The 12,108-nt window shown below is 64.8% G+C and carries 11 protein-coding genes; 4 read left to right on the forward strand and 7 right to left on the reverse strand.

What is annotated here, in order from left to right:
• Positions 1–2 precede the first annotated feature (2 nt).
• From HYR72_20140 to HYR72_20150, 3 genes are all read right to left on the reverse strand, one after another.
• A complete protein-coding gene (locus tag HYR72_20140) occupies positions 3–1,421 on the reverse strand; it encodes a hypothetical protein (GenBank protein ID MBI1817289.1) in 1,419 nt (472 codons plus the stop codon).
• A gap of 46 nt (positions 1,422–1,467) precedes the next feature.
• Entirely contained in the window at positions 1,468–3,180 is a 1,713-nt protein-coding gene (locus HYR72_20145) for a hypothetical protein (GenBank protein ID MBI1817290.1), read from the reverse strand.
• Between the two features lie 1,201 nt (positions 3,181–4,381).
• Positions 4,382–5,041, reverse strand: coding sequence for a DUF1028 domain-containing protein (locus HYR72_20150; protein MBI1817291.1), 660 nt, complete (start codon positions 5,039–5,041; stop codon positions 4,382–4,384).
• Between the two features lie 151 nt (positions 5,042–5,192).
• On the opposite strand from HYR72_20150, the gene HYR72_20155 reads away from it, so the two are divergent.
• The 3 genes from HYR72_20155 to HYR72_20165 are packed head-to-tail and all read left to right on the forward strand — an operon-like array spanning position 5,193 to position 6,935.
• Positions 5,193–5,600, forward strand: coding sequence for a nuclear transport factor 2 family protein (locus HYR72_20155; protein MBI1817292.1), 408 nt, complete (start codon positions 5,193–5,195; stop codon positions 5,598–5,600).
• 27 nt (positions 5,601–5,627) lie between these two features.
• Positions 5,628–6,020 (forward strand): large-conductance mechanosensitive channel protein MscL, encoded by a 393-nt coding sequence (gene mscL / locus HYR72_20160; protein MBI1817293.1) that lies wholly within the window; start codon positions 5,628–5,630, stop codon positions 6,018–6,020.
• A gap of 45 nt (positions 6,021–6,065) precedes the next feature.
• A complete protein-coding gene (locus HYR72_20165) occupies positions 6,066–6,935 on the forward strand; it encodes a YihY/virulence factor BrkB family protein (GenBank protein MBI1817294.1) in 870 nt (289 codons plus the stop codon).
• A 194-nt stretch (positions 6,936–7,129) separates the two neighbouring features.
• Here HYR72_20165 and HYR72_20170 read toward each other — a convergent pair whose 3' ends face one another.
• The 3 genes from HYR72_20170 to HYR72_20180 form a co-directional block, all read right to left on the reverse strand.
• The gene (locus HYR72_20170) at positions 7,130–8,233 is read right to left on the reverse strand and encodes a cytochrome P450 (protein ID MBI1817295.1); all 1,104 of its coding nucleotides are present in this window, start codon (positions 8,231–8,233) and stop codon (positions 7,130–7,132) included.
• 105 nt (positions 8,234–8,338) lie between these two features.
• On the reverse strand, positions 8,339–9,061 hold the full coding sequence (locus tag HYR72_20175; protein ID MBI1817296.1) for an acetoacetate decarboxylase family protein: 723 nt from the start codon (positions 9,059–9,061) through the stop codon (positions 8,339–8,341).
• Between the two features lie 331 nt (positions 9,062–9,392).
• A complete protein-coding gene (locus HYR72_20180) occupies positions 9,393–10,151 on the reverse strand; it encodes a hypothetical protein (GenBank protein MBI1817297.1) in 759 nt (252 codons plus the stop codon).
• Between the two features lie 145 nt (positions 10,152–10,296).
• On the opposite strand from HYR72_20180, the gene HYR72_20185 reads away from it, so the two are divergent.
• Entirely contained in the window at positions 10,297–11,064 is a 768-nt protein-coding gene (locus HYR72_20185; GenBank protein ID MBI1817298.1) for an arginyltransferase, read from the forward strand.
• An 82-nt stretch (positions 11,065–11,146) separates the two neighbouring features.
• Here the strand turns inward: HYR72_20185 and HYR72_20190 are convergent, their stop codons facing one another.
• Positions 11,147–12,055: a DUF72 domain-containing protein gene (locus HYR72_20190; protein MBI1817299.1), complete on the reverse strand. Its 909-nt coding sequence runs from the start codon at positions 12,053–12,055 to the stop codon at positions 11,147–11,149.
• Positions 12,056–12,108: the final 53 nt, after the last annotated feature.

The raw sequence follows: 12,108 nt of genomic DNA on the forward strand, positions 1-12,108 counted from the left end.
TCTCACATTCCGGCGGACGGCGGCATGTGCGTCACGCAAATCTGGACACTGTCCACTCGAGCGGTCCGGCTGCTGATCCCGCCAATTTGCTGAGCCGAAAGCGCGGCACCAAAGGTGGCGGCGTTGACATTGACGTCGGTCCAGACCAGCCCCCATAGGTCCGTGGCCGTTCCGTAGGTCTTTGATGTATCGGTCGTTGGCCAAACGGTGGCATCCGCATTGTTATTGCCTTGGACCGTCCCTCCCTTCACGAGGCGCACCGACTCGTCAAAGACGCGGAGACGGCGGAGCGTAATCTCGTTCACGATCCACGTGACCTGGATACCTAAGATCACATCTCCGCTCGGGATGCTGAAGCCGAAATTGGTGCACTTGAGGTATTGCGTGTTTTGCGAAGCGCTGAGCGCCGATGTCCCATAGACGGCGTTCGTGGTCGCGGCGTTGCCAGGATTCGCCCACGCGATGTTGCCCACACCGCCGGGGACCGAGTTGTCATTGACACAGTTCGCAGCGACCGGCGTTCTGCAATCCGCAACCGGGAGCGGGGTGCTCGTCGGCGTCGGTGTCCGCGTCGGGGTGCCCGTCGGCGTCGGCGTGCTGGTCGGCGTCGCCGTCGGGGTATTCGTTGGGGTCCGCGTCGGGGTGTTCGTCGGCGTCCGCGTGGGCGTGCTGGTCGGTGTTGCCGTCGGCGTGTTCGTGTTCGTCGGCGTGCTGGTTGGTGTCGCAGTCGCGGTCCGCGTCGGCGTCGCCGTCGGCGTACTCGTCGGGGTGGCCGTTGGCGTAGCAGTCGGCGTGGCTGTCGCAGTCTGAGTGGGCGTCGCGGTTGCGGTGCTCGTCGGCGTGCTGGTCGGTGTTGCCGTTGGCGTAGCGGTCGGGGTCGCCGTTGGTGTTGCTGTCGGGGTGTGAGTCGGCGTGTGAGTGGGCGTCGCCGTCGGGGTGGCCGTCGGCGTCTGCGTCGCGGTGTTGGTCGGAGTCGATGTTGGTGTGGCCGTTGGGGTCAGCGTCGGCGTGCGAGTTGGAGTCGACGTTGGCGTCAGTGTCGGGGTGTGAGTGGGCGTCGTGGTTGGCGTATCGGTCGGGGTCGCCGTTGGTGTTGCTGTCGGCGTGTGAGTCGGCGTGGCGGTGGGCGTATCCGTTGGCGTGGCGGTCGGCGTCAGCGTCGGCGTGTGAGTTGGTGTGCTCGTCGGGGTCGCCGTCGGTGTGTCAGTGGGCGTCGTTGTTGGCGTATCGGTCGGGGTCGCCGTTGGTGTTGCTGTCGGCGTGTGAGTCGGCGTGGCGGTGGGCGTATCCGTTGGCGTGGCGGTCGGCGTCAGCGTCGGCGTGTGAGTCGGTGTGCTCGTTGGAGTCGCCGTGGGTGTGTCGGTGGGCGTCGCGGTTGGCGTATCGGTCGGGGTCGCTGTTGGTGTTGACGTCGGGGTCAACGTCGGGGTGTGAGTTGGTGTGCTCGTTGGGGTCGCCGTCGGTGTGTCAGTGGGCGTCGCGGTTGGCGTATCGGTCGGGGTCGCCGTTGGTGTTGCTGTCGGCGTGTGAGTCGGCGTTGCGGTGGGTGTATCCGTTGGCGTTGCACTTGGGGTGTCGGTCGGCGTTGAAGTCGGGGTGGCCGTCGGCGTCTGCGTCGCGGTGTTGGTCGGAGTCGATGTTGGTGTGGTCGTTGGGGTCGACGTCGGCGTGCGAGTTGGTGTCGCCGTCGGCGTGTGAGTGGGCGTCGCCGTCGGGGTGTGAGTGGGCGTCGCCGTCGGGGTGGCCGTCGGCGTCAGCGTCGCGGTGTTGGTCGGAGTCGATGTTGGTGTGGCCGTTGGGGTCAGCGTCGGCGTGCGAGTTGGTGTCGCCGTCGGCGTCAGTGTCGGGGTGTGAGTGGCCGTCGATGTTGGTGTGGCCGTTGGGGTCGACGTCGGGGTGCGAGTTGGAGTCGACGTCGGGGTGGCCGTCGGGGTCAGCGTCGGCGTGTGAGTCGGCGTCGACGTCGGTGTGACCGTCGGGGTCAATGTCGGGGTACGAGTCGGCGTCGACGTTGGCGTGGCCGTCAGCGTCAACGTCGGGGTGTTGGTCGGAGTCGAAGTGGGCGTAGCCGTCGGGGTCAATGTCGGAGTGCGAGTCGACGTCGAGGTTGGCGTGGCCGTTGGCGTCAGCGTCGCGGTGTGAGTGGGCGTCGATGTTGGTGTGGCCGTTGGGGTCGCCGTCTGGGTGCGAGTTGGAGTCAACGTTGGTGTGGCCGTCGGCGTCTGCGTCGGGGTGTGAGTGGGGGTCGAGGTTGGCGTGGCGGTCGGGGTCAGTGTCGGCGTGTGAGTTGGGGTCGACGTTGGCGTGTGAGTCGGCGTCGCGGTTGCGGTGGCGGTCGGGGTCAGCGTTGGCGTCGAGGTTGGCGTGGCGGTCGGGGTCAGTGTCGGCGTGTGAGTTGGGGTCGACGTTGGCGTGGTCGTCGGCGTCTGCGTCGGCGTGTGAGTCGGCGTCGCGGTTGCGGTGGCGGTCGGGGTCAGCGTTGGCGTCGAGGTTGGCGTGGCCGTCGGGGTCAGCGTCGCGGTGCGAGTTGGCGTCGAGGTTGGCGTGGCGGTCGGGGTTAGTGTCGGCGTGTGAGTTGGGGTCGACGTTGGCGTCGCCGTTGGCGTCAGCGTCGGCGTGTGAGTCGGCGTCGCGGTTGGTGTGGCTGTCGGGGTCAGCGTCGGGGTGTGAGTTGACGTCGCGGTTGGTGTGGCCGTCGGGGTCAGCGTGGGCGTCTGAGTCGGGGTCGACGTTGGCGTGGCCGTCGGCGTCAGCGTCGGCGTATGAGTTGGCGTCAGTGTCGGCGTGTGAGTCGGCGTCGCGGTTGGCGTCGAGGTGGACGTTGCCGTGTCCGTTGGCGTTAGCGTCGGTGTGTGAGTTGGCGTGGCCGTTGGCGTCGACGTCGGGGTCAGCGTCGCGGTGTGAGTCGGAGTCGAGGTTGGCGTGGCCGTTTGGGTTAGCGTCGCGGTGTGAGTCGGCGTCGACGTTGGCGTATCGGTGGGAGTCGAGCTGGGCACGCCGGCCAGGACGTTGAACGTGTACGTGAGATCGGAGCTCCGAGGTGGAGTGGTCAGGGCTTGTGCCTGAATGTAAGGTTGCGCAGCACCGACGGCGAGATCCAGGGGCGACGCGGTTGCGTGAAATCCCTTCACTTGAAGTGCAGCGCCCGGACTGCAGGGTGTCGAGGTTGAATCGTCGCATGCGGTCAGATTGAGGGATACTGGCAAACCGTCGGGTAGCCCGGCTTGGGTGACGTCCAGCCGGATCGAACTGGGATCGATTTCATCCACCGCGTCGACCACGGTGAAGCTCAACGGCGCGGGATTGGGAATCGATTGATTGGGGGCCGGGCTCAGATTCAAGAAGAACGGGAAAGCGAGTATGTGAACGTCATCACCGCTGGCACCCCCACCCGGTAGAATGGTGACTGCGGTGGCGGCGCTCAGATAAGCCGGAGGCAAGATCGCCGAGGGGCTACAGGGTTCGGCAATGCCCGCTGGTGTCGTCGAACACTGCTCGGTGATCCCGGGCACGGTGGTGGCGTCGGCGGTTGAGAAGCCAGCGATCGTGAGACTTGCCGGGCCCAGAGTGAGATTGGTCAACACGATTTGCTCCCCAGACGGTATACGCGCCAGATTGATGGCGACGCAGCACTTCGGTCCGGCCGCGGATTCAAACGCGATCCGGATGGTCTGTACGGCGGCAGGGATGTCGGGCAGGAGCGCGCCGCCGGGTTGCTCCCAGAGAGCCTGCAGGCCGCTGCCACTTCCTGGTGTGCTTTCAATCGGTGTGGGCGTGGCGCTAGTGGGGGTGGCGCCTTGCGGAGACAAGGTCGCCGTTGGTGGCGGGGACTGCGGGGCTGGCGTCGCGGCGGGGGTAAGTTGCGCGCCATCCGAGCTCCCTCCACTACCACGGCATCCTTCGCTGCAACCTTGAAGAACGAGACTGAACATCGCCGCCATCACCGCCAGCCATTGCAGGATTTGACGGGTGCGATTCCCAGAATAGATTGTTCGTTGCTGATCCACTTGGGCCGTCGGGCGACCTTCGGGAGTCTCGAACCCACTCCGCGACGGCTTCCCGCCGACGAAGCAGTTCGTGATCACGCCCAGTCGTGATCTATCGGGTATTCTGACGCGGCGCGCAAGGCAAACAGCAACTAAGGTGCCACGCACTGCCGCACTTTTTGTCACGTGGTGTGACGCCTGCACGGATCATTCGCTGCCCAGAAATTGCGCGGTGCAAGGAAAGTGGGCAAAGTGGCGGTCCACTATCCTTTGCGAGTACTGCTGAGTTGTGTGCGTCCAGTTCAGCAAAAGCGATGATGGCCGTCCGGTCGTCTTATGGTGCGCCCTCGGTCTGAGTGAGCAACTCCGTTCGGGGGGGCTGCCACTACTACGGATCACGAGTTACCGAAGGTCTCGCGATGGAGCCCGAGCAATCGCTGGAGTTCGGCAATCGGCGTGGAGTGGTCATCGACACGGAGATCGATGGCGCGATCGCTATAGCCGCCAATGCCGCCGTGGGCGCGCACCACTAACAACGCGGCGGATTGCTGGCCGCGGCAGTCGCCGCCCGCTGCTTGTCCGGCGCCGAGCACTGCGATCAGCCGCTCGGCGAAGGGCAAATCGCTGCGATGTTCGATGGCGCGCGCCATCGCGCCAACGACGGCTTCGCCGGCGAGGATGTTGCCTTGGCAGCAAAATCCGTCGCCGATGATGTGACCGGCCCACGGCAAGCACTCGTTGCCGGTAAACGCAGCGGCGCGTCCCGTCCGGTCCACCACGCCGACTTGGCGCAGCTCGCGACCTCCATCGCCGCCGATCAATCCGCTGACGACTTCGTCGGCAGGGATCTCCTGTTCGAGCATGGCCAAGCCGAGCGGCCCGTAGCGCGGATTGGCCAGCGCCTGAGTCGCCACCGCGCCGATGCCCGCGCGCGCCCACGGCACGACACTGCCGGCTGCGAGGAAGCGCGACTGGACCGCAACGCCCCACGACTTGGTCGCGGCGTCGTAAGCGGCGATCAAAAACGTCGCCACGATTGAGCGCCGATTCACCATCGCGCCGGTTATCGCAAGATGTCCGCAGCCAACGCAAGCTACCGCGCCTCGTCCTGGCGTGTTGCCGCCCGTCAATGAAGGGAGCACTTGCCCTCGACGGTCCGGCTCGCTACGAGTTGGCCGCGCGCGTGCGCGCCGGACGGAGAACTCGATGAGCCGAAACGCCGATCGCTTGCGACAGTTGTTTGTGGATCTCGATCGCCTCGACTTCGCGGCCGTCGCCGCTCACTGCACCGCGGACTGCGTGTACGACGACGTGCCCTACGATGCGGCCACCGCGATCGGTCCCGACGCCATTCGCGCCAAACTCGAACTTGGTCTGGGTACGCTCGAACGGATTCCCACCACCATCCACGAGTTGCTCGAAAGCGGCGACACCATCATGGTCGAGCGCACCGAGGTGTGGCACCACCCGACGGGTGAGCGCGCGACGTTGAAAGTCGCCGCCGTGTTCAAGTTCCGCGACAGCAAGATCACGCTGTGGCGCGACTACTGGGACGCCAAGACACTCTTCGACCAGCAGCCTGCGACCTGGTTGCCGGACATCGCGCGTCCGTAGCGAATACATTCAAAAGAGGAGAGGGCGATGAGCATGCTGCAGGAGTTCCGCGAATTCGCGGTGAAGGGCAACATGGTCGACATGGCTGTGGGCGTCGTGATCGGCGGTGCGTTCGGCAAAATCGTCTCGTCCCTGGTGGCCGATGTCTTCATGCCGCCGTTGGGGCTGGTCATCGGCGGGGTCGACTTCACCAACCTGAACGTGACCCTCAAGCAAGCGGTGGACAAGGCGCCGGCGGTGACGCTCAACTACGGCAAGTTCGTGCAGACCTCGTTCGACTTCCTGATCATCGCCTGGGCGATGTTCATGGTGGTGAAGGTGATCAACGCGCTCAAGAAGGAACCGCCACCCGCCGCTGCTCCCTCGAACACTGAAGTGTTGTTGGCGGAGATTCGCGATCTGCTGCGCCGTCAATCGTGACGGGCGATGCGGGTTGAGACCGCAGGGCAACGCAGGCTTGCGATCGTGCTGGAATCGATCGGGAACTTTCTCAACGAGGTCTACAGCGAGTGGCGCCGCGACAACGCGCTGACTCACGGGGCGGCGCTGGCGTACTACACGCTGTTCTCGATGGCGCCGCTGCTGGTGCTCATCATCGCGATTGCCGGTCTGGCGCTCGGCCGTGCGGTGGCGGAGGGCGAACTGGTCGCCAAGATCAAAGATCTCATCGGGCCCGACAGTGCGCGAACCGTTGAAGGGATGATCAGCGAGGTCAGCTCGCCGGCGACGGGGATCATCGCCACCGCGGTGAGCTTGGCCACGATGCTGTTCGGCGCGTCCGGCGTGTTCGGTCAGTTGCAGAGTTCGCTCAATCAGATCTGGGACACGATCGTCGCCGATGGCACACCGCCGCGTGGTGTGGTGCGGCGGCGCTTGGCTTCCTTCGGCCTCATCCTCGGCATCGGGATGTTGCTGTTCTTGTCGTTGATGGTGAGTGCCGCCCTGGCGGCGCTGCACGACCTGCTCGCCCGTCACCTGCCGCAGTTGAGCGGCGCGTTGCCGCTGCTCAACACCGCGCTCTCGTTTGTCCTGACGACCTCGCTGTTCGCGATGATCTACAAGGTGCTGCCCGACGTCGAACTGCATTGGCGCGACGTGTGGGTCGGTGCCGCGGTCACCGCAGTGCTCTTCAGCGTCGGCCGCACGCTGATCGGGGTGTACCTGGGACGTGCCGGCACCGCATCGGTCTACGGCGCGGCCGGATCGTTGGTCGTGCTGTTGCTGTGGATCTACTACTCGGCGCAGATTCTATTCATCGGCGCCGAGTTCACCGAGGTCTACTCGCGCCGCTACGGTTCGCGCCGCGCAGCGGCGGAGCCGGTCCCCCGTATCTGAAATCGTGCTTGCCCAAGGAAGAGCCCCTCGATACGCAACGCTTCGATACGAAGCCTGCGGCTTCTACTCAGCGCCGCTACTCGGGGAACCGGATGTTCTTCTCGCTTCGTCTCAAATCCGTTTGCCCGAGTAGATCGCGAAGCGATCGTATCGAGGGCCTTCGTGTAAAGAACCTTGTGCTCCTGCCTGCGCCGCTAGCCCCGCCACTCGACCGGGAGCGATTCGATGCCGGTGATGAAGTTGGATTCGCGCATCGGCGGCGGAGCATCGGTCGTGAGTTCGAGCGTGGGCATTCGCGCCAGCAACTCTTCGAACAGCACGCGCAGCTCGAGCCGCGCCAGACTCGCGCCCAGACAGTAGTGCGCGCCGAAGCCGAAGGCCACGTGGTCGTTCGGCGTCCGCGCGACGTTGAAAGTGAGCGGCAGGCCGAAGACGGCGGCATCGCGATTGGCCGAAGGGTAGAGCAACAGCAGCTTGTCGCCCTGGCGGATGCGCTGGCCGTGCAGCATGACATCGCGCGTTGCGGTGCGCGCCATGTTCTGGATCGGGCTGACCCAGCGCAGCATCTCTTCGACGGCGGTCGGAATCTTCGTCGGAACCTGCGCCAACGTGCGGCGCTGCTCGGGGTGGTGGAAGAGCTGATACATGCCGCCGCTGATGACGTGGCGCGTGGTCTCGTCGCCGCCGATCAAGATCAATAGCGACTCCATCACCAGGGCGTCATCGTCGAGCTTCGCGCCGTCGATCTCGGCGTGCACGAGGACGCTGACGAGATCATCTTGCGGCGGCCGCGCGCGGCGATCGGCGATCACGCGCATCTGATACTCGCGATACTCGAGGAAGGCCTGCTGCGCGCGATCGAGTCGTTCGGGGATCATCACCCCCGAGGAGCTGAGCATGTCGTCGGACCAGCGCAGGAGATCGGCGTAGGCGTCAGGCTGCACGCCGAGCATGTCGCCGATCACGATCAGCGGTAGCCAGGCGGCGAGGTCGCGCACGAAATCGAAGCAGCCACGCGCTTTGGCGCGCTCGATGAGGTCGACGCAAATCTCGCGCAAGCGCGGCTCGCGTTCGGCGACGCGACGCACGGTGAAGCCCTTGTTGACCAGCGCGCGGCGCTGGCGGTGCAGCGGATCATCGAGGTTGACCATGTAGGGCATCGACGGTGTATCGGGCCGCATCCCTTGGCTGCTGCAAAACGTGGGTGGGTCTTTTGAGACCGTCATCACATCGGCGTACGACGCGATGCCCCAGACTTGTCCAGCCTCGTCCCAGTATACCGGCGCGTGCTCACGCATCCAGTGGAAGTGCGTGTGTGCGTCGCCCGCGTAGAAGGCGCCATCAATGAGTCGGATGTTTGGATTCTGCGGATGTGTGATCACGATGCCTGCAACTCTCTTCGCTCACAGCTTGCGCGGCGCACCGAACGAGCCGTGCATGTGTTCCATCCACGTGCTCATCATCGGTGCGGTTGGTAGACCGAGGCTGCGCAGTTCGTCGGCGATCGGATGCGAACCGAGCGTGAGCGCCACGCCGTCGGCACCCGACGATACCGCCGCCGCGCCGCCGGTGATGAACTGCAGCGCGGTGGGTCCATCGAGATACGTGTAGGTGGTCATCTCCATGTCCGGCGCTCCGGCATCGGCGGCGATCGTGCGTGGTACCGTCAGTGTGAAGACGTGTTGGCCGCCCATCACCAGCGTGCAGGTCGCGCGATCGCTGTGGTACTCGATATCGATCTGCTCGACGCTCTTTGGAAAACCCCAGATCGTGCAGCCGGCTTCGCAGGTGAACGACTGATTCACCGGCAGTTTGTAGATGAACGTTCCGGCAGTTTCGGGCGGCGCGCCTCTCGGACGCACCATGAAGATGATCATTACTTCGTTGTAGTCGCCGAGATCGTTGTCGCGGTAGTCGACGAATCCAAGGATGAGTTGGGTCAGGCCCGGAGCCATCTCGACCACTTCGAAGCCCTCGCCGACTAGGCCCTGTGCGGCCGACGCAGGCACCATGAAGATCGCGTTGCCGGTGCTGGCATCACGCACGATGGCGGGCAGCGTGATCGTGCGGCCTTGGATCACGTAGCGCCGTGAGGACGCGGGGGTTGTGTCGATAGCAGCCTGCATAGCCAGTCTCCCTCGGGACGCGGGAGACTGGCTATGCCAAAACTAACGTTCGTTAGTCAAGGACGCGCCGATCGAATCGAGACGGCGCGGCTGGCTTTGCACAGGGAGTTCATACGAGCGCTTCGACGTGACCGCGCAGCGGTTGAAACCGCGCCCTACAAAATGCGCCAAGCCTGCCTTCGCAGGCTCCCCAACCACCGCGGCTGCTGTTCGGGTGGGGTGGGGAGTCGCCGAAGGGCGACTTGGTGTTCCTTGTAGCGCGCAAATTCATTTGCCGCGCCCGCCGCCGGTCGAGCCTTGCGACTCTGGGTACAAAGCCGCACGCGGACCGTCAGCCGGGCGGCGACAGGCGTCGGAGCGCAACGAACCCGACGCTGCTCAAGAACACGACGAGCGCCAGCAACGCCAACGGCGACGCGGCCGGCGTCGCCGCGTTGAGGCCGACCGTAATCCGATCCGTGCAGGCGACGGCGTCGGCAAATCCGCTCGACTTCACGTCCGGATCGCTGCACATGGTTTTATCGACCGCTCTCGCAACGGGCATGATGATGCCGCGGAATACACCGTTGTGTTGCGGGGCCAGCGCCACGGTCCCTTGCGCCATCTGCCCGTTGCTCCACGTGCTGCCGGGCAGTTGCAACAGGCAGAAGAAGAATTGGACATCGGACATCGTGACGGGAACGCATCCGGTCACGTCGCTCGCGGCTTGCTGGATGAGGTTGGGCAGTTGCTGCTGCGATGACTGCATGAACGAATCCAACATCGCTTGTCCCTGCGCAATCTGGCCAGGGGTGAAGTTGCCGTTGCACGCCCGGTTCAAGTCGTCAGTGATCGGCACAAAGGGAATGAAGAGAAAGAACAACTGGTCCGGGGGAATTAAAATCGGAAACGGACTGAGATCGCTGGTCAGGTCACAACCGGCGGTGTTCGTAACCTTGATGTTGAAAGTGTGGTTCTGGCCGACCGCACCCACGGGACCGGCGGTCAGCGTGGCGGAGATACCGGTGAGGTTGCCGCAGCCACTTGCCATCATCAACAGGCCGATGGCGGCAACCAGCGCGCGAGCGGATCTACACGTCGTTCGTGTCATATTACCCTCCCCCAAGGCCGGCTCCGAAACGGTCTCAGTCTTTGCCAGTAACACAGGGGGGCTCAGCCGCACAATTGCGAGCGCCGAGGAGCCAGCCGTCGGCGCGCTTGCACCGACCGACCGATCGGGCAATGAGACTTCCATGATGGATCCGCGTGCCGGCGTCTCGCCAACATCGGGTGGCCAGCGATTGGGCCTGGTCACGCCGCGCGAGCAGGTCGTGCACGACGGACCGTTGCGATGTCCGTACCTCCCAAACGAGATCGCGCGCTTGCCGCTGCGGCTGCCGGCGCGCGCGCTTTCGCACGAAGAGTTCGCGCAACGTTTGCGCTCGGGCGATCGCCGCCAGGGGGTGTTGCTGTATCGGCCGACGTGCCCCACCTGCCGGGCGTGCGAGCCGATCCGCATCGATGTGCCGGCGTTCACGCCGAGCAAGACTCAGCGGCGCATCCTTCGCCGCGGCCAGACGCAACTGCAGACCGCGATCGGAACGCCGACGCTGACGCGCGAGAAGCTGACGCTCTACAACCGCCACAAGATCGAGCGCGGCTTGCGCCGCGGCGAGGAGCTGCTCGACGCGGACGGGTACGAACAGTTCCTCGTCGACACCTGCACCGACACGATCGAGTTGACCTACCGCTATCAGGGCGCGCTGGTCGGCGTGGCGATCGCCGATCGTGCCGCCGACGCGCTGTCGGCCGTGTACTGTTTCTTCGATCCGGCGTACGAGCGCTTGAGCCCCGGTGCGTACTCGATTCTCGAACAGGTCGAGCTGTGTAAAGAGTGGGGCCTGGGCTACCTCTACCTCGGCCTCTACGTCGGCGCCTGTGCGTCGATGTCGTACAAAGCGAACTACTTGCCGCACGAGCGGCTGATCGCCGGCGAGTGGAGGCGGTTTATTCGTGAACCGTGAATCGTGAGTCGTGAAGGGTGACACGGGAGTCGTGAGTGCGGTTGACTACTGGTGTCGACACTTCGGTTTCACGATTCCCGACTCACGACTCACGATTCACCAGCATCTGCTTCATCGTGGTCGCGTTCATCACGCCGAAATTGGCGTAGCAGTTGTTGAAGACGGCGTGGACGGCGCGCGCGCCTTTGAGGTCGCGCAAACGCCCGGTCCATTCGGCCAACTCACGCTCGGCGTAGAGGTACTTGTAGCGCTCGGCGGCGGAAATGCCCTTCTGTTGCCACGCCTCCTTGTTGCGCCCGTGGAAACGCACGTAGCCGACATCGCTGGTGAGCGCGCACACCGGCGGCACAGAGTTGGCGACCTGCGGTTCGTCGACGATGACGTACGTGAGCCCGTGGTCGCGCAAGAAATCGAGCGTGCGTTCTTGCCGGGTCGGCGCGAGCCAACTGGCGTGGCGGAACTCGATCGCCAGCGCATCATCGGGCAGGCGGGCGCGGCAGTGCTCGATGTAGTCGGCGTTCTTGCGCGTCGCGGTGAACCACGGCGGAAATTGAAACACCATCTGCCCGAGCTTGCCGGCGGCGCGCAACGGTTCGAGCGCCCGCGTGAACATGTCGAAGGCCAAGTCGCGCACCTCGTCGCGCGGCCGCGTCAGGCGCGGCTGGGCGAGTTCCGCCGGCGACAGCAATGCTTTGATCGCGCGCGGTAGCCGCTTGGTGTCGGCGGCGTGCGTGGTCAGTAACGCGAATGCTTTGACATGAAACGTGAAGTCACTCGGCGTCCGTTCGGCCCACAGCGTCGCGTTGCGTTCCGCTAGCAGCGCGTAATACGTCGCGTCGACTTCCACAGTGTCGAACTGCGCGGCGTAGAATCGCAGCCGATCCTCCGCACTCGTCACGTCGGGCGGATAGAAAGCAGCGGACGCGATCAGACTCGGATCCGTCCACGACGCGGTCCCGACGTGAAAGGTTGCGCTGTGTGGTGCGGTCAAGTGCGGCTACCTTGCTTCAGAAAAACCTTCACCACGAAGAGCACGAAGCACAC

It is taken from the genome of Deltaproteobacteria bacterium (assembly GCA_016178705.1).
GTDB lineage: Bacteria > Desulfobacterota > Binatia > HRBIN30 > JACQVA1 > JACOST01.

What these genes read in the sequence shown, in the direction of transcription:
- HYR72_20185 (MBI1817298.1), top strand. Translation starts at nt 10,297, where the DNA reads ATGGATCCGCGTGCCGGCGTCTCGCCAACATCGGGTGGCCAGCGATTG.
- HYR72_20175 (MBI1817296.1), bottom strand. Translation starts at nt 9,061, where the DNA reads ATGCAGGCTGCTATCGACACAACCCCCGCGTCCTCACGGCGCTACGTG.
- HYR72_20180 (MBI1817297.1), bottom strand. Translation starts at nt 10,151, where the DNA reads ATGACACGAACGACGTGTAGATCCGCTCGCGCGCTGGTTGCCGCCATC.
- HYR72_20150 (MBI1817291.1), bottom strand. Translation starts at nt 5,041, where the DNA reads ATGGTGAATCGGCGCTCAATCGTGGCGACGTTTTTGATCGCCGCTTAC.
- mscL (MBI1817293.1), top strand. Translation starts at nt 5,628, where the DNA reads ATGAGCATGCTGCAGGAGTTCCGCGAATTCGCGGTGAAGGGCAACATG.
- HYR72_20155 (MBI1817292.1), top strand. Translation starts at nt 5,193, where the DNA reads ATGAGCCGAAACGCCGATCGCTTGCGACAGTTGTTTGTGGATCTCGAT.
- HYR72_20170 (MBI1817295.1), bottom strand. Translation starts at nt 8,233, where the DNA reads ATGCGTGAGCACGCGCCGGTATACTGGGACGAGGCTGGACAAGTCTGG.
- HYR72_20145 (MBI1817290.1), bottom strand. Translation starts at nt 3,180, where the DNA reads ATGCGACGATTCAACCTCGACACCCTGCAGTCCGGGCGCTGCACTTCA.